19 protein-coding genes and 1 pseudogene are annotated in these 17,104 nt (G+C 47.1%); 11 read left to right on the forward strand and 9 right to left on the reverse strand.

From position 1 onward, the window contains the following. The first annotated feature begins 24 nt into the window (after positions 1–24). Complete coding sequence (locus tag TRESADRAFT_RS16480) at positions 25–222, forward strand: NUDIX hydrolase (protein WP_217169670.1); 198 nt, start codon at positions 25–27, stop codon at positions 220–222. Here the strand turns inward: TRESADRAFT_RS16480 and TRESADRAFT_RS04985 are convergent. The 7 genes from TRESADRAFT_RS04985 to TRESADRAFT_RS05015 form a co-directional block, all read right to left on the reverse strand. After that, entirely contained in the window at positions 198–854 is a 657-nt protein-coding gene (locus TRESADRAFT_RS04985; RefSeq protein ID WP_002703437.1) for an MmcQ/YjbR family DNA-binding protein, read from the reverse strand. The two genes, TRESADRAFT_RS16480 and TRESADRAFT_RS04985, sit on opposite strands and share 25 nt — an antisense overlap. Positions 855–1,154: 300 nt before the next feature. Then, the gene (locus tag TRESADRAFT_RS04990; protein ID WP_002703440.1) at positions 1,155–2,459 is read right to left on the reverse strand and encodes a helix-turn-helix domain-containing protein; all 1,305 of its coding nucleotides are present in this window, start codon (positions 2,457–2,459) and stop codon (positions 1,155–1,157) included. Positions 2,460–2,938: 479 nt separating this feature from the next. Next, entirely contained in the window at positions 2,939–3,463 is a 525-nt protein-coding gene (locus tag TRESADRAFT_RS04995) for a hypothetical protein (protein WP_002703442.1), read from the reverse strand. A 5-nt stretch (positions 3,464–3,468) separates the two neighbouring features. Next, positions 3,469–3,825, reverse strand: a complete 357-nt coding sequence (locus TRESADRAFT_RS05000) for a hypothetical protein (protein WP_002703444.1) — start codon at positions 3,823–3,825, stop codon at positions 3,469–3,471. After that, positions 3,825–4,571, reverse strand: coding sequence for a ParA family protein (locus TRESADRAFT_RS05005; protein ID WP_002703446.1), 747 nt, complete (start codon positions 4,569–4,571; stop codon positions 3,825–3,827). The genes TRESADRAFT_RS05000 and TRESADRAFT_RS05005 overlap by 1 nt, the downstream gene beginning before the upstream one ends. 158 nt (positions 4,572–4,729) lie before the next feature. Next, positions 4,730–5,029, reverse strand: coding sequence for a hypothetical protein (locus TRESADRAFT_RS05010; protein ID WP_040842300.1), 300 nt, complete (start codon positions 5,027–5,029; stop codon positions 4,730–4,732). 37 nt (positions 5,030–5,066) lie between these two features. Then, positions 5,067–5,585, reverse strand: a complete 519-nt coding sequence (locus TRESADRAFT_RS05015) for a GNAT family N-acetyltransferase (RefSeq protein ID WP_002703449.1) — start codon at positions 5,583–5,585, stop codon at positions 5,067–5,069. Positions 5,586–5,835: 250 nt separating this feature from the next. Here TRESADRAFT_RS05015 and fucO point away from each other — a divergent pair, with 250 nt between their 5' ends. From fucO to TRESADRAFT_RS05045, 8 genes are all read left to right on the forward strand, one after another. Next, positions 5,836–6,987, forward strand: a complete 1,152-nt coding sequence (gene fucO / locus TRESADRAFT_RS05020; protein ID WP_002703450.1) for a lactaldehyde reductase — start codon at positions 5,836–5,838, stop codon at positions 6,985–6,987. A gap of 281 nt (positions 6,988–7,268) precedes the next feature. Then, positions 7,269–9,959, forward strand: a complete 2,691-nt coding sequence (ppdK, locus tag TRESADRAFT_RS05025; RefSeq protein ID WP_002703451.1) for a pyruvate, phosphate dikinase — start codon at positions 7,269–7,271, stop codon at positions 9,957–9,959. 6 nt (positions 9,960–9,965) lie between these two features. Continuing rightward, complete coding sequence (locus TRESADRAFT_RS15935; RefSeq protein WP_141607163.1) at positions 9,966–10,223, forward strand: hypothetical protein; 258 nt, start codon at positions 9,966–9,968, stop codon at positions 10,221–10,223. Between the two features lie 12 nt (positions 10,224–10,235). Continuing rightward, entirely contained in the window at positions 10,236–10,379 is a 144-nt protein-coding gene (locus TRESADRAFT_RS15940; RefSeq protein ID WP_141607165.1) for a CsgG/HfaB family protein, read from the forward strand. A 1,245-nt stretch (positions 10,380–11,624) separates the two neighbouring features. Then, positions 11,625–12,014 (forward strand): hypothetical protein, encoded by a 390-nt coding sequence (locus TRESADRAFT_RS05030; RefSeq protein ID WP_002703452.1) that lies wholly within the window; start codon positions 11,625–11,627, stop codon positions 12,012–12,014. Positions 12,015–12,081: 67 nt separating this feature from the next. Beyond that, on the forward strand, positions 12,082–14,385 hold the full coding sequence (locus TRESADRAFT_RS05035; protein WP_141607168.1) for a coiled-coil domain-containing protein: 2,304 nt from the start codon (positions 12,082–12,084) through the stop codon (positions 14,383–14,385). A 213-nt stretch (positions 14,386–14,598) separates the two neighbouring features. Next, positions 14,599–14,856 carry a hypothetical protein gene (locus tag TRESADRAFT_RS05040; protein WP_002703454.1) on the forward strand — a complete coding sequence of 86 codons (258 nt, stop codon included), beginning with the start codon at positions 14,599–14,601 and terminating at the stop codon, positions 14,854–14,856. Between the two features lie 150 nt (positions 14,857–15,006). Further along, positions 15,007–15,309, forward strand: coding sequence for a hypothetical protein (locus tag TRESADRAFT_RS05045; RefSeq protein WP_002703456.1), 303 nt, complete (start codon positions 15,007–15,009; stop codon positions 15,307–15,309). A gap of 235 nt (positions 15,310–15,544) precedes the next feature. Here TRESADRAFT_RS05045 and TRESADRAFT_RS16590 read toward each other — a convergent pair whose 3' ends face one another. After that, positions 15,545–15,685: a hypothetical protein gene (locus tag TRESADRAFT_RS16590; RefSeq protein ID WP_245534331.1), complete on the reverse strand. Its 141-nt coding sequence runs from the start codon at positions 15,683–15,685 to the stop codon at positions 15,545–15,547. A gap of 27 nt (positions 15,686–15,712) precedes the next feature. After that, positions 15,713–15,958 (reverse strand): annotated as a pseudogene (locus TRESADRAFT_RS16800) (SbcC/MukB-like Walker B domain-containing protein); the annotation flags it as partial. 149 nt (positions 15,959–16,107) lie between these two features. On the opposite strand from TRESADRAFT_RS16800, the gene TRESADRAFT_RS05050 reads away from it, so the two are divergent. Both TRESADRAFT_RS05050 and TRESADRAFT_RS05055 read left to right on the forward strand, forming a co-directional pair. After that, positions 16,108–16,473: a hypothetical protein gene (locus TRESADRAFT_RS05050; RefSeq protein WP_141607170.1), complete on the forward strand. Its 366-nt coding sequence runs from the start codon at positions 16,108–16,110 to the stop codon at positions 16,471–16,473. 157 nt (positions 16,474–16,630) lie between these two features. Next, positions 16,631–17,044 carry a hypothetical protein gene (locus TRESADRAFT_RS05055; protein ID WP_002703459.1) on the forward strand — a complete coding sequence of 138 codons (414 nt, stop codon included), beginning with the start codon at positions 16,631–16,633 and terminating at the stop codon, positions 17,042–17,044. The last annotated feature ends 60 nt before the right edge of the window (positions 17,045–17,104 follow it).

Raw genomic sequence — 17,104 nt, forward strand, 5'->3', positions numbered from 1 at the left:
ATCAAAAAAGAGCTTTTGACGGAAGTGAGCGCAGAAAAGACGCTCGGCGGCGTCGGATACGATTATCCGACGTTCCACATCACGATGCACTGCATTCTCCGCTCTGTCGTTTCTGGCGATTTGAGGCTTCTTGAGCATGACGCTGCAAAGAGGCTTCCTGCCGACGAGCTGATTCTCGAAAAAATGACGCGGCCCCTTCATCTTTTCGAGACGAGCCCATAGCTGCGTTCCGTCAGGCGGCACAAAAAATCGAAATCGGTCGCGGAAGACAGCAGGACTGTAATCCAATACTTCTTGTTCATGTGGTATGCGGGAAAAACCGATTTTCTGTCGACGAGCCCCGCGCTGATTTTCTCCGCGTCCGCCTTAAGGTTTACGACGGAAACATTCCCGTCGCCTTCAAGCCCAAGCTGTCGCAAAGTGATTCGCATGACGAGCGCGAACCATTTCCTGTTTCCGCAACGGAAGACGCAGTAATCGGGTGTATTCTCCCACGGATAGTCGGCCCTGCAGGAAAAAGCCTCCTCGACGTAAGAAACGTATTTTTCCCGTATGTCCGCGTTCCCGACGCATCTGCCGGAAACATCATCCACGATGCGCCGCACCTCATCGCGCATCGCACTTACGAACGGGCCGGACGCTCCCGGCATGTCAAAAATCGCGTACCGCTCGCCGCTCGTCTTCTCGTAGACCCGGACGTCAAGCGAATCCGTTCCCGGCAAGAACGCCAGCTCCGCAAAAAAACCGCTTTTTGGCAAATTTTTCCTGAGCACATAAAGCCCGTCCCGCCGCACGAAGCCAATTGCCTCCATCTCCCTGATTTTTGCCTCTCCGCCCCGCATCGTGTATTTCATACAGCCCCCTCTTATGAACAAAAAATCCTGACCGAGCATCCGCTTTTTGCGGAAAGACCTTTCATAAGTATAGAAAACACAAGCAAAAAACACCATATGCAGCCGAAATCTGCCTGTCATACTATCAAAGAACGCCCGGAATCATCCAGAAAACGGCGCGAAACGTTTTGCCGCCTTCATTTCTCTTTTTCGTGAAAGTTTCACACGTGAAACATTTTTCATCGCCCTGTCCGGATTTTCGGCAGGTGCATGGCAAAAACACATCGCCGTTTTGCCGACAGAACGTTTTTCATTCCTCCTTCATGATACGCCCCTCATAAGATTCTTTGCCGGAAGGAGGTTCCGTATCAGTTCCTCCTCAAGTCTTTTCCTGTCGCCTTCGCTCATGCTCCTTATCCTGATTTTCTCGGTGATTATGTCCTCGTTCTCCAAGTCCTTCTCCTCTAGGCCGCAGTCGCAGTAGCCGAAGCCCTTGTATTTGGTGAACGATTTCCCGCAGACCGGGCATATCACGGTATTCATCCTGATGTTCCGTTCCGAATCGGCTTTCTTGCGGGATTCCTCATCGTAGTGCTCTGAGAATTTCAGCCAGTCCGATTCAGAGAAGAATATGTGCCTGAAAAGCGCGAGCGAATCAGGGTCGTCTTTGCCGCCCATCTTTTCTATGACGCCCGATAAATATGACGACAGCTTCGTGCAGTCTATTTTCCGCTCGTCCGCCCATTCCTCTGCTTTTGAAAGGAACAACGGATCCTGCGACAGAAACTTGAACCTCGTTCCGTCGAGACATTTGACAATCTGCTTTTTTATTTCTTTTGTGGTTTTTGCGGTGGTGCGCTTACTACCGCTTAAATTTACTCTTTCATTACTGCTTAAATTTAAAGGGGAATTTTGCAACATCCTGTTGGGGAATTTTGCAACATCACATGGGGAATTCTGCAACATCCTGTTGGGGAATTTTGCAACATCCTGTTTTTCATTGCATGGGGAATTTTGCAACATTCTTTGCCCTCTCTCCCCTTCCCTCGATTTCGACGACCAGTATTCGATGTCGACCTTTGTCTTCCTGTTTACCCTAATCAGTTCTTTCTGCTCCAGCTTTTTTATCGTCCTGAAAACGGTCGTCCTGTCGCAGCCGCACCATTCCATGAAGTATTTGTGGGAGGCGGTGCAGACGGAAACGCCGTCCTGCGAGAACTGGTGTATTATCGCGTATATCCTGAGGTCGTTTGACTTGAGCCCGAGCCCGAGCTGCCAGTGTTGTATCGTGCAGAAGCTTTTGTTCTTGACGGCGAAGCTGCTGTCGTCTGTCTCCGGCGGGATTGTCCCGAGCGTGTACTTGTTCCTCTTCCTGCCGTTGACGGTGTAGTGCGAGATTCGTATGAGGTTCTTCTCCTCAAGCGATTTGAGCGCGTTGTAGACGGTTTTCCTGTCGACTTTTCCGCCCCATGCGGAAAGGTATTCCTCGGAGGATTTGCATGTCCCCTCCCCGTCCTGCGTGAATCCGTATATTTTTGCGAAGATTGAAAGTTCGGTGGCGTTGAGGCCAAGCCGCAGCATCCATCCTTGTATGATGCAGAAGTCCGTTTCCTTCGGCTCGGTCATAGTGCGCCTCCCGATATCATGGTGGTGTGGCGCCTTATTCTTCTATGTGTTTTTTGCCGACCTTTTGCCGGCTTCTCGACTTTTTTTGAATGTCTTTCCATTGTGGTTTTCCTGTAACGCCGCGCCGGAAAGGACATAAAAAAACCATAAAGTGTGAGCACTTTTTGAAGTTCCTTATGCCAAACCCACTACGGTCTGCGAGACAATCTCCCACAATGAACAAGACTGTCTTAACATTAAACCCCAATTAGAGGGCATTTTCTCAAAATGCCCACACTTTATGGTTTTCGATAGCTAATCATCATGGAATCATATCTGCAAGTAGTTTAGTTTCTACTCATAATCAATTATCGGTATTTCCTTTAAAAAGTCAAGCAGAAAATAAAACTATTCGTGCAGATTTGTTCCGTCATGCTGAAAATCAGCCGAGCTGCTGTTCGGCTGCCAATGGTTTTCCTCCTTTTTTTTCCGCCGCGCGTCTACAGGATGCTGCGCTTCTCTTTCAGGAGCTTCCCTCCCTTGAGGTATTTTTTTATCAGGAAGCTCATCGCCTTGCACGATATCCTGCGGTTCCCGCTTTCGCCTGCCGCAGCAAAATCAATCGTGTTCCTGATTTCCTTGTCGTCGTGCTCGCTCTCTATTGCCGCCTCCATCGCGACGCCCCCGAAATCGAAGCTGACGCATGTCCGGCATCGTCTGGAGAACGAGACCTTCAGGACCGTTACGGCAGGCGAGCTCAGGAAGTATTTTATGAACCGCCCGTGCAGGTACATGTAGTTCTTGTGAATTTCCTTGCGGAGCTCGTCCTGCATCCGTCTTTTCCTGCCGTTTTTTTTGTATGTCTTCCGCCTTTTCCAGCCGGTCGTGTCCTCCCCGAACGGGGAGCCTCTCATTACGACCTCCGCGTACTGGTGCGGGCGGGGTTTCCGCTTTCCTGCCGGTTTCGCGGAGTGACGGATTATGACTATCTTCTTCCGCTCTTGCGTGCCCGTATTGTTGTCCATGTGATTCAGCCTGCCACCTCTCGCTGCTGCCGTATTCCCGCTTTCGAAATCCTAATCTTTCCGTCCCTGACAAGTTCCATGGCGAACTCGACGCACATCTCGAATCCGCTCGTCATGTCAAGTCCGTGCTCCGAGAAGAACGACTTGAACTCGTTCCGCTTCCCCCTGGAAAGCCTTACCAGAACGGCGTCGGCATTCCCCTTCGGTTTCGAGCTTTTTTGTGGCTCCGTTTCCGACGCCGCCGTCTGCTCGGGGGCTGCGGGCTGCGGGGCGGACGGCGTTATCGGATGGATGTTCCGCGCGCCCTCCAGCTGCCTCAGCGTGTCCTCGGAAAGCTCCGCCGTATTCTTTATGAGCGGCATCAGTCTGCCAATCCTTTCGCTATCTGCGTGAGCGTCGAGAGCGTCTCGATTTTCGTGTTCTTCATGTACTGGACCGGCGTCCTCAGGTTTATGCACTTGTTGAAATTCTGGTCCGCCGGAATCGTGTATATGTTGAATGTGCTGAAATTCTTGTGCACTTCCGCCGCTATGTTTTTCGAGACGGCGAGCCTGTTGTCGACCTTGTTGAGCACAATCTTGTCGCATTTGAAATGGATGCCGTTTGTCTTTCCGAACTGCATGAGATTGTTGTAGAAGATGAAGAATCCGTCAAGGGCGTACGGCTCGAGGTTCATGACCGTCACTATCTCGTCCGTCGCACGGATGATGTTCTCCTCGAACGTGTCGAACGCGCTCGAGGTGTCCATTATGCAGAATTCGAATCCCATCCCGGCAAGCTGCTTCGTCAGCTCGACGATTATCTCGGGCTCGGCCGCCGCGTATTCTTTTTTGTACATTCTGAAGTCGGGCTTCGTTCCTATCATCGGGACGACCGACAGGTTCTCTATCTCCGTCGCCTGCACGACGTCCGCCACCGCCTTCTTTCCGTAAAGAACGTCGGCTATGTCGAAGTCAGCCTTTTTTATCAGCGTGCTCGACGAGTTTCCCTGAAAGTCGAAGTCGAGGAGCACTGTTTTGTGCGTTTTCGCAAGCTCTGCCGCAAGTCCGAGAGAAAGGCTGGATTTTCCGACCCCGCCCTTCGATAAAGCTACTGTGATTCGTTTCATACTGTTACTATAGCTTATTTATAATATAAAAGCAAGCGAAAATATTATATTTCTAATATTTATTAGAAATATGCTAGCAGTTTTATAATAAAATATATATGTTTCTTATTATAAAATGTATTAGATTTCTAATAAATGCGCTATACGACGAGAACGCGCTAGGACGCGTCGTTTTTGATTTTTTGGGTAATTACCTGTTTTCGGGCATCGACGCAATGGCGGGCGTTTTTATGCGGGTATAGGGCATTCTGTTTTTTGGCGTTTTTTGTGCGCGTCGCGCCGCGGCGGTCTGTTTTTTTTGCATTCGCGGATAAAAAATGGGTGGGCGGAACAGCAGCGCGAGGACTCGGGGTGCTGTTCCACCCTTTTTGGACGTTGTCTTGTCCCGCCTGCAAAAACAAAGGAAGAAGCTGTTCGATGCGGGCGGGATTCTGAATCTCGGCAAGTACCGGAATCATTGTCCGCCGGAAATCCGGATGCGGAGATGGCGGGGGGTCAGATGTTTTTTTCCATGAGCATATCCGTCTGCCTGTCCGTTCCGAGGACGAAATCGTGCGAGCTGAACACTCTGAACCCGCATTTTTTGTAGAACGCGAGCGCCGGTTCGTTGTGCTCCCAGACGCCGAGCCATATCCTGCAAAGTCCTCGGACGCGCGCGATTTCTTCCGCCGATGCAATCATCCGCCTTCCGATTCCCATTCCCTTTTTTGAGGCGGCGACGTAAAGCCGCTGTATTTCGAGCGCGTCTCCCTGTTTTTCCGTCTGCGCGCTGCCGGTGTTCAGCTTCATGTAAGCCGCCGCCGTCCCGTCGTGGAGCGCTATGAGGAAAATTGATTCGCTGCCTGAAATCTCTTTGGCGATTTTTTCCTCGGTGAAATTTTCGGATATGTATTTCCGCATGTCCTCCTCGGTGTTCGTGTCGCTGAACGTCTCCTCGAACGTTTGCCTGCCTATTGCCGCGATGGGCGCGATGTCGTTTTCTGTCGCGCGCCTTATTTCGATTCGCTTTTCCATTTTTCGTCTCCGTTTGTCGCAATTGGCGCCGTATAAGTGCCAATATATAGAAGAAAGTTGCTTGTTTTGCTCCGGAAGTAAACCATTTTTTATGGAAATCGGCAAGGTTTGTCTTTTCTTATTAAATGACGGGATTGTGCTAATTTTGGCAGTTTTTGTCATTGTCCGATGCTTCTCCGGTGGTAGTATGGGAATCATAACAACAACGTTTTTCCTCCTCCGTTCGTCCGGTGGGGGATTGGAGGTACAAATGGCGAACAGAATCATGTTGAACCAGACGTCCTGGTTCGGGAAAGGTGCGATTTCGGAGATTCCGAATGAGGTGCGCAACCGCGGGTGCTCGAAAGTGCTTCTCGTGACGGACGAGAGCCTCATAAAATTCAAGGTCGCGACAAAGATAACGGAGCTTCTTGACAAGGCGGGGATCGCCTATGAGATATACGACAGGATAAAGCCGAATCCGACGATAGAGAACGTGAAGGACGGAGTCGAGGCATGCAAAAAAGCGGGCGCGGACGTGATTGTCGCTGTGGGCGGCGGTTCTGCGATAGATACGTCAAAGGCAATCGGAATCATCATAACGAACCCGGAATTCGCGGACGTGCGCTCCCTTGAGGGCGTCGCGCCGACGAAGAATCCTTGCCTCCCGATAATCGCCGTTTCCACGACGTCAGGCACGGCGGCGGAGGTCACCATCAATTACGTGATAACCGATGTCGAGAAGAACCGCAAGTTCGTCTGCGTCGATCCGCATGATATTCCCGTTGTTGCCGTCGTCGATCCCGATATGGTCGCTTCGATGCCGGCTGGTCTTGCCGCCTCGACGGGAATGGATGCCCTCGTGCACGCGATTGAGGGATACATCACGAAAGGCGCCTGGGAGATGACAGATATGATGCATCTCAAGGCAATCGAGATAATCAGCCATTGGCTTCCAAAATCGGTCAAGGGAGATATCGAGGCGCGCGAGAAAATGGCGCTCGGGCAGTACATCGCCGGAATGGGATTCAGCAATGTCGGGCTTGGAATCGTCCATTCGATGGCGCATCCGCTTTCCGCGCTGTACGACATCCCGCACGGAAAGGCTTGCGCGATGCTTCTCTGCCCTGTCCTCAAGTACAATGCCGAGTGCACGGGCGAGCGGTACCGCGACATCGGAAAGGCGATGGGCGTCTGCGGCATCGAGTCGATGAGCCTTGCCGACGCAAGGAACGCGACGCTTGATGCCATCCAGAAGCTCGCCGACGAGGTCGGGATTCCGCGTACGATAGGAGGGGAGGGCGTCCTGGAGAAGGATATCGATTTCCTTGCGGAGAGCGCCATGGCAGATGCCTGCACGCCCGGAAATCCGCGCGATCCGAGCAAGGCGGATATAGTCGAGATTTATAAATCGGTTCTGTAGCTTCAGTCCGGTTTTTGAATTATTCCCCGGGAATTTGGAGGAGCCTGCCCAGATTCCCGGGATTTTTTTTCTGCAATCCGCTTGGGGCGCGTTTGTTTCGGGATGCGCTTTTCTTCTATATTATATGCTTATGGCGCCCGCCATGTTTTCTGCATCGGAATCCCGTTTTGCTTCCATTTTCCTAAACCGCATGACTTTTTTAAAATACCGTTCTTCTTGATTGACACGTCGATAAAATAACGTTATTTTTAAAAATCATAAATCTTTTGGAGAAAGAAGAAATGGCTGCTAAGTATGTGTACTTTTTTGGAAATGGAGACGCGGACGGCGATGAGTCGATGCGCGCTGAGCTCGGTGGCAAAGGTGCGAACCTTGCGCAGATGGCAAAGGCTCCGTTGAGCCTTCCTGTTCCGCCGGGATTCACGATTACGACGGACGTATGTCAGGAATTCTACAAGCTCAACCGCAACTATCCTGAGGGACTTTCCGCACAGGTCGACGAGTATCTCGCGAAGCTCGAGGCGGCGATGGGAAAGAAGCTCGGTGACGAGAACGACCCGCTTCTCGTTTCGGTTCGCTCCGGTGCGGCGATTTCTATGCCGGGAATGATGGACACAATCCTCAACCTCGGTCTCAACGACAAGGCTGTCGTCGGATTGGCGAAGAAGACGAACAACGAGCGCTTCGCATGGGACGCATACCGCCGCTTTATCCAGATGTACGGCGACGTCGCTATGGGCGTTGACCACGACAAATTCGAGGCAATCATCGACGAGGTGAAGGCTAAGGCCGGCGTTAAGGAAGACACCGAGCTTACGACGGAGAACCTCAAGGAAATCGTCGAGAAATACAAGGCGATGTACAAGGCGGAGAAGGGCGAGGACTTCCCGCAGGATGCGAAAAAGCAGATGTGGGGAGCTATCGGCGCCGTCTTCGGTTCTTGGATGAACCCCCGCGCAATCAAATATCGCAAGCTCAACAACATCAAGGAAGGCGCGCTCAAGGGAACTGCTGTTTCCGTCATGGCGATGGTCTTCGGAAACAAGGGTGAGACGTCCGGAACGGGCGTCTGCTTCAGCCGCGACCCGTCAACGGGCGAGAACGTGTTCATGGGCGAGTACCTTATGAACGCGCAGGGCGAGGACGTCGTCGCCGGTATCCGCACTCCGCAGAAACTCTCTCAGCTTGAGCAGACGAACAAGGCAATCTACGACCAGCTCTGCGAAATCCGCGACCGCCTTGAGAAGCACTACCACGACATGCAGGACATGGAGTTCACCGTCGAGGAAGGAAAGCTCTTCATGCTCCAGTGCCGCAACGGAAAGAGGACGGGCGCTGCTGCCGTCAAGATGGCCGTCGACATGGTTGCCGAGGGTCTCATCACAAAAGAGCAGGCGCTCCTTCGCGTGGAGCCGGAGCAGCTCAACCAGCTTCTCCTCCCGCAGCTCGACAAGGATGCCGTCAAAAAGGCAATCGAAATTGCAAGCGGCTTGAACGCTTCTCCGGGAGCCGGTTGCGGACAGATTGTCTTCACAGCTGATGAGGCTGAGGCATGGGCAAAGGACGGAAAGAAAGTTCTTCTCGTCAGAAAGGAGACTTCTCCCGACGATATCGCCGGAATGGCTGTTGCTCAGGGAATCCTCACTTCAACGGGCGGACGCACCTCTCACGCGGCTGTCGTCGCGCGCGGAATGGGAACGCCCTGTGTCTGCGGATGCGCTGACGTCGCATTCAAGGACGAGAACACGATTGTCGTGAAAGGCAAGGAATACAAGAAGGGTGACTTCCTCACGATTGACGGCGCTACGGGCCGCGTCTTCGAGGGACAGGTTGCGGTAAAACCGGCCGCCATTTCAGGCGACCTCGAGACGTTCCTCGGCTGGGCTGATGAAGTCCGCAATGCTTCCGTACGCACGACCGCGAGCGGAAAGACCGTCAAGGGATTCAACGTCCTCGCGAACGGAGACACTCCGCAGAATGCGAAGGACGCGTTCCGCTTCGGCGCTATGGGAATCGGTCTTTGCCGCACCGAGCACATGTTCTTCGACGAGCCAAAGCTCACCGCGTTCCAGAAAATGATTGTCTCGGACACGACCGAGCAGAGAAAAGAGAACCTCGCGAAGATTCTTCCGTACCAGCAGAAGGACTTCTACGAAATCATCAAGACGATGGAAGGACGTCCGGTCACCATCCGCCTCCTCGACCCGCCGCTCAACGAGTTCATTCAGGCGGAGAGCGACGGAGCTGCAGCCGCCCTTGCGACAAAGCTTGGCATGGACAAAGCCGCCCTCGTCGCGAAGGTTGCCGCCCTTGACGAGCACAACCCGATGCTCGGACACCGCGGATGCCGCCTCGCAATCACTTATCCTGAAATCTACGAGATGCAGGTTGAGGCGATTGCCCGCGCGACTGCCCAGCTCGACAAGGAAGGCGTGAAGCACGACGTGCGCATCATGATTCCGAACGTCGTCACATACAAGGAAGTCGAGCAGATTCGCGCCCAGGCGGAGGCCGTCATCGCCGCCGTCAACAAGGACTGCGGAACTTCCCTCGCGTTCCAGATTGGCTCGATGGTCGAGTTCCCGCGCACGGCTCTTTCTGCCGACAAGGTCGCTTCCGTCGCCGACTTCTTCAGCTTCGGCTCGAACGACCTCACGCAGACGACGTTCGGCTTCAGCCGCGACGACTACGGCAAGTTCATTAACTCCTACCTCGACCAGCGCGTTCTTGAGGACGACCCGTTCGCTACGCTCGACGCTGATGGTCCGGGCGCTTTGATGGAAATCGCCGAGGCAAAGGGACGTGGCGTGAAGGCCGACCTCCACCTCGGAATCTGCGGCGAGCACGGCGGCGACCCCGCTTCAATCGCGCTCTGCTACAAAATCGGCCTGAACTACGTTTCATGCTCACCGTTCCGCGTGCCTCTCGCCCGCCTTGCCGGTGCGCAGGCCGTCATCAAGGCTTCAAAATAATGCGTCTTGACGCATGACTTGGAAACTCCCCGTGCCGGAAAGGTGCGGGGAGTTTTTTTGTGGGGAATCTGGAAGCGTGAAAATTCCTTGTTTCTCTTAGATGAAAAAATAGTAGGTGTTCTGCTGCTTTGCATCTCGGCATTGACGGGCGCGTTTGTGGCGGACAACGTGATTGCAGTTCCTGCGCCGAAAGCTGTGAATATCGGCGAGGGCAACGAGTGGATTCCGTTTTTTGTGCAGGGCGTGATTACGTCGAACTTCTAGCAGTATTCTGGCTTGAAAATCATAGACCGACAGAACGACGATATGGTTCGGGCAGAGCAGAAATTCGGAGAAAGCCCGATTTATTCAGACGAGGACGCAATAGAGCTCGGGAACTTGGCGCATGCCCGCCTCATCGTCACAGGCTCAATTACATGAAAAAGCGCGAGCTACGCCCTGCTGTTCAATACCATCGACATCGAGACAGGCGAGACAAAGACGACCGCCGGCGAAAATGACAGCTCCCGCTCCTTGGGCAGCTGCCGAGCCCGAAATCCCCGATAGGACGCCTGTCCCTGTCAGTTCAATGCGGCAGCCTGCTGCCGACTTTTTTAATATAAAAGAGAAATGCTGAGAGTTCAAAATTGCGACGAATTATTCTCAATTTTTGCTTCGGCGCGTAAAACTGCATTGCGGCTGAGCGAGTTTTGTGTCGGTGCTTGCGCTGGTGAGTTTTTCATCAGCGCTTTTTTTTTGCTTTGGCAGAGAATCTGGAATGATTGCGAATCTTGTTCGCTCTTCTAGCACGGAGACGTTTTGTAACAGTAGGGTGATTGTGTAATTTATAAAAAATCTTTGTGTTTTTGTGGCATAGTAAAAAATGAAAGAAAAATGGGAATATTTGTGCTCAAAAATGCGAAATTCTGCAGTGTAAGTCCTATAATAAAATAGAAGGATAAATAGAAATGCAGTTTGATATTGAAAAGTTTAGCAAGGCTCTTGAGTTTTTAGTAAGACAGGCGTTTTGAAGAAAAAATGCGTAATGCAAAATGTACAGTTGCGCCAGAACAGTATGCACTCATGTATTCTCATTACAATTCAGTTTTGGCTGCTCTTGAACGTGGGGAAGCGGCAAGAAAAGTTCGTTTCTCAGAAAAATCAGGATCTGCGCCAAAGTGACATTTGATTTCTTTGAAAAATAAAACATTCAGAAATTCGAGAGCGACATACCGACTGGTGATTTCAACTGTGAGGATGAGGACTTAGACGACTTTATAAAAAATGAAGTCCTACACTGCCGCAGTTCCTTTTTATGAGAAAAACGGATTTGAGTTTCTTACAAAACAAGATGATAAACCTACTCAACTTATGTTTTTTGATTTGATGAATTTGAAGATGCAGGAAAATATCTAGCCGAGAGGGGAGGCGGAAACTGTTGGCGTTCTTTTTTTGTTGAGGAAACTATGCTTCCTGATTCTCCTATTGCAAAACCGCTTGCGTTTGCTATGTCATTTTTTAATGAAAGCAATCTTAACTGCGGAGCTAACGAAAAAAATGCGGGGAAATTTCGGAAAAACTATTTTCAGTTCAGTTCAGTATAGACAAGAGAGCGAAGTTGAAATATCAAATTTTCATAACGGAATTTTTGCGTTTTCGGCTTCGCTTTTTTGAGGAGAAGAGGAAATGAAGAAGAAACTAACTGTTCTTATGATATTGCTTTGTTTCTTTGCAATGACATTTGGAACAACCCTAATTTCATGTACCGTTGAAGAAGTTAATCTCGAAGTGGTGTTTTCTGAAAGCGTATGGAAAAACGATTCTTACGAAATATACAATATATATTTTTATGAATCAGGAGTTTATGGACAATACTATTCTTATTCAAAAAACTCTGGTTATGGTAATCACGATTTCAAGAGCAGTGTAACAAAAAATGGTAGCGGATATACCGCAACACTTACCGATTCTTCCAAAAGTACATTGATTGGAACTTTAACAATTGCTAATTGGGATGCCAAAACCGCAATTTTTGTATCGGCATCAGGCGAAACTATTACATTTACCAGGAATTAATCATGAAAAAACACATACAAACTGCTTTTATTTTTGTCTTTCTTTTGCTCAGACGCTGGTATTTGCCGTGGACAACGGATATTTTATTGGCGATGGCGGAAAAGGCAGAAGAGTTCTTTTTCACACATCAACAATTGAAAATGGAAAAAAGGAAGACAACTATATTCCAAATTTAATAAAAAGACGATTGATAGACGATTTCGTCAGTTTTTCAAACATCAATGTTATTGATTCGGATGAAAAAACTACAATCATCAATCTACAGAAGGATTCAGAGAACGAATACTATTCAGGAGAAAACCCGATTGAACTGGGAAAAGCGATTCAAGCAGAATCATATATAAAACTTGTCAGCCATAGAATGAAAAATTCAATAAGCCTCTCGGCAACAATCACAAACATCGAAACAGGAGCGACAGAGGGGAGTTTTTCATCGCAATTTTACAGCGACAACGAATTTTTGGAAAAAGTTCATGGCGAAGCGACAGAAAAACTTCTTGAAACACTTGGTGTAAAACTCACCGCTGCTGGAAAGAGAATCCTAAAATATGGCTCGGTTTCGCAAACAACAGCAACTGCAACGGAATCAGAGGAAAATCTAAAAGCAATAAAAGCCGAACTTGCAAGAATAGAAAAAGAGCAAATGGATATGCTTAAAAAAAATACCACAGAAATTGGAAGAGAAGCAATGCGGGCTAGAATTGAAATTCAGAAAGCAACTCTTATTCAACAGCAAAAGAATGAAGAGCAACGCCTTGCACGGCTTTTGGAAGACGAAAAAAGAAAAGCAGAAGAGGAACGCATAAGCAAAGAGAGAAGCGCGGAAGCGCAGAAAAAGATTATAGACTTGTCAAAAGAAATCGAAGAAAAAGCGGCAAAAATAAGGTCGCAGAAAATCGAAAATATGACAATATTGCAGCAGATTGAAATAATCGAAAATGAAAAACAAGTTCTTCTAGCTAATGAAAAAGAAATTGAAAAAAGCATTTCTTTATTCAATGAAAATCAAGACGCTATTTGTAATAAAGAAATTGCTGAAAGAAAGAAAAGACCTCTTAGAACAGCCGAAAAAGATGCATCAGGGAATATGACATCTGAAGCGAAAAAACTTCTTGAAAGCGACATTGAGCAAATTACTTTAAAACATCAAAAAATCAAAATCGACAATGAAAATCAACTACGAGAATCCGCGAAAAGTTCTCAAGAAAATCTGCGTGAAAAAATTATAAAAGACTTAGAAAAACTTGAGTCAAATAAAGTTACAGTGGATTCATTGCAGGATATAGATTGCTGCTTTAGAGTAGGAAATTATGACGGTTCGCAAAACGCTTGGCTTTATAATCTGTCATTTATATTTGCAGGAATCGAGATATTTTCAGAGCAAGGAACTTTAAACTACAACGAGATTACAGGAAATTCTGTTCCTTCAATCGAGGAAAAAGACAAATATAATGAATATCTTGATAATGTTGAGGCTTATGACAGTTTTTTCCGTTTGAATGTTCCGTATATAAGAGTGGTTTTGGCATATTCTATAAAGGCAGCCGATGTAAAAAGACCATCTGAATATATTGTTTCTGTTGACAGCGTTAAGTTTATAAACTTGCAGAATAACAAAACTATACGAACGAACTCTCCGAATTATGTTGGCACTTTTAGTTATCGTTCTCCAACTTTGGTGGATTGGCGTATAGAAAAGGAAATGATAAAAGCAGAAAAAAAGGAAGTTATAAAACAGGCAAGAACAGCGTTTTTTAAATCAATATCAGAACAAGACAGCATGGCAGGGGCATGTTTTGATTTTGGAGTCTGGAATTGGAAGTTTGTATTTGACCCGCATGTCAATATAGCTATAACACATTGGCTGTTTATCGATATATCAACACCAATTGGTTCGTCTTGTATGGATATAGATTACAACTATGAAACCTACAGATACTACAATGAATCATACGAAGACGATTATAGATTAAATAAATCATACGAAGACGATAGGAGATTATCTTTTGGTGCTTTTTTGGGACTAGGACTCAACAAAAGATTTAATATTCCAATTTTTGCATCACCTATGGCTCTTTACTACAACTTTGATATGGGGTACTTATACACCACTTATTACTTATATTCTTCTTCAAGTTCTAAAAGTGTAACATACGGTGCTGATGGCAGTTGGACACAAGTTCATGCAATTGGGGCAAGTTTTCCAATCGTTAAAGAAGCTGTTGCGATAGATTTAAAGTACAAACTATACTTGCCTTTTTCTTCTGAATTGGAAAATGTACATTCTGTCACATTGGGAATTCGTTTTAATGTTGGATTAAGCGGTTTGGAACGGTGGTTAGAAAAATATCGGTATTATCGGTATTATTAAAGAAAGTTGACAGAAAAACAAGTCTGCTTTAGAATATTTCCTCTTTGTTCTGTGGATAATGTTGAAGTGCACTTCAATGTCGCGGAACAAGGGGGCTTTTTGTTCTGCGAGTGCTGATGCATGGTGAAAAAAGAGTTTTTTGGGAGGTGGGCAATATGTAAAGTGTGGCGTTTTTTATTATTCTATAAATTTCTATAAAAATGGAGAAAAAAAATGAAAGACATTGAAAAAGCAGGCGAAGCGTATGAGATTGCTTCTTTAATTTTGGCTCGAATAATTGTAAAAGAAGGGTTAAACAATGAAAAATCAGAAGTTGAAGTCTTCAATGAGCTATACGCTCCGATAAAATTGTTTATTCAGAATTGCAAAGATTTAAAAAACTCATCTTCAATAAAAAGGACAAATTGGGAAAATTACAGAAGAAATGCAAACGAATTTATCGATTTAGCAAAACGACTTGCAGGTCAGTAATTACCATACTATAGCTGTAATATTCAACAATCAGTCATGTGAGCAGTGCTATTATGTTAGCATTGCTCACATGTAATTTATTCACAAACTTCCCCTATAAAAAGGGGAGTTTTTATTGAAAAATTTTAAAACAAAACATGAGGTGTTTTTATGGATTTTAGCAAAGCAAATGTTGTTAGCGAATTTATGCAATATAAGAATGCAACTTTTGGAATTGAATTTAAGGTTAAGTTAGAAATTCATAATATTGCTAATAATTGGACTCCAATTAAGACAGATTTAATTATAGAAAATAATATTCCTAAGGATGATTTTACATTTGTTTTTATGAACGATATTGTTAGGGATTATCTTGGAAATGTTCAAATAGATATGAATTACTTATCTAATATGAAATTTGATGGCAAATATTTATTTTTCTCGACCAATAGTAAAAAGGTGCGATTGAGTTAAAACATAAATATGTTGAAATTGCGCAAAAAGAGCCTGCGTTGTGTTTGTACTATCAGCGACGATATTTAGCGCAATTTTTTTATCAGTTCGATTTGTGCGCGCCTCTTTTCGCAAACATAGCGTGAGAGCAAAAAAAATAGCCGCCTTACATCGCTTATATAGATATATAAAGAAAGGGCAGTTCAAAAGGTTTTGTAATTTGCCTTTTTAACTGCCCTTTTTGTTATAATACAGGCTATTCTTGTTGTTTTGCCTTGCAGGTGTCTATGGTCATAGAGATGAGGCGGGAATTATGGGTGTTCTTGTTCTCGGTGAGGTGAACCGATGATATATAATCTTCGACGATGTTAATTTTGTCGAGAGGAGTAATAACCATAAGCTGTAAGTCGATTTGCTTGAAAAGTCGCATTGCATATTCACTGTTGTAAGAGTCGCTTTTGCTAAATGCTTCATCAACAATGACAAATCGGAAAGAAGAACCTTTTCCGTTGTTGATTCCAAACTGGTAGGCTATAGCGGAAGCAAGAATTGTATAAGTGAGCTTTGCCTTTTCTCCACCAGAAAGACTAGCACTGTCGGAATAGTACTGCTTTTGGCTTTTGTCGAAAGAGTAGTTTTCGCTTGCCGCAAAGGAGAACCAGTTACGAATATCAAGTACGAACTTGCGCTTTGCTTTCTTCGGTGCTGATTCCGAAAAGCGGAATGGAAATCAATCAAAAAAGGACGAGGCTGGCACCGCAACATTCCCGCAAAGTCAGGTTGTAGAAAAAATGCCGGGGATTGCAATAAACTTTGCCGATGAGCGCGAGTAGTTTTGACACAATCGAGGCGAAAATGCCGGAGCGGATTTTTGGAATTTACAAAGAGATTTTCAAAAAAATGGAGGAATTGTATTTCTCGGACAAAGAAAAATACAATTCGTTCGGAATCATTTTGGGGCAGATGAGCCCCGACATATTTTCGGATTCGAAAAGCGCGGATTCCGCCTGGTTTTCGGAGTTCGATGCGCTCATGCAGGAATTCGAAAATCCGACTTTGCATGACGGATACCGCGTTCTTGAAAAGATGGTTGGGGAATACAACCACGCGTCCTACGACATCGGCTCGTTCATGCGCGACTTTTTCGAGGTAGGCGCAGGCAGGAAGAAAGGGGGAGCGGAATAGCAGGTTGACCGGAAAAATTGTCATGCCGAACGCTTCCGCCAGGTGTGTGTTTCGGCATCCATCGCATTTTCCCGTGTTTGCCGCGAAACCGTGTTATAATGCATATCATCTTTCGCACTTCATACGGATGAAAATCCGGTAAAAAAAGGAGGAACGCATGAAGAGGTTCAAGGTTGTCGCGGCTTTTGTCGCGCTGTCGCTTTTTGCGGGCATGACGGTTGCCGCCGCTCCGAAGGCTGTTCAGAAAAAGGAACTCCAGAAAAAGCCTGCCGAGAAATCTGCGACGAGCAAAAAGAAAATGGCGGTGAAGAAAACGTACACCAATCGCGAGGAAATGAAGATTTCGGCGTTTTCGGACGGATTTGCTTCTGCGGAGTCGTGGAGCAGCTATGTTCCGCCAGATGACGGTATCGGTGACAGTGCACCGCCCCCGAACCCGAGCATGCGAGGGTATCAGCGCGAGCAGGATTCGTGGTATGCGGGAAGCTCGTATTTCAGCACCGGAAAAAAACTGCCGTCCAAAGCCGAGATTTACGAGCTCGTAAAGGATTTGGACACGCAATACGACTGAAATCCGTTCCGCAATTAAAAACAGGGGAAACGCGCGTTTCCCCTGCACCATTTCGCAGCG

Source organism: Treponema saccharophilum DSM 2985 (assembly GCF_000255555.1).
GTDB lineage: Bacteria > Spirochaetota > Spirochaetia > Treponematales > Treponemataceae > Treponema_D > Treponema_D saccharophilum.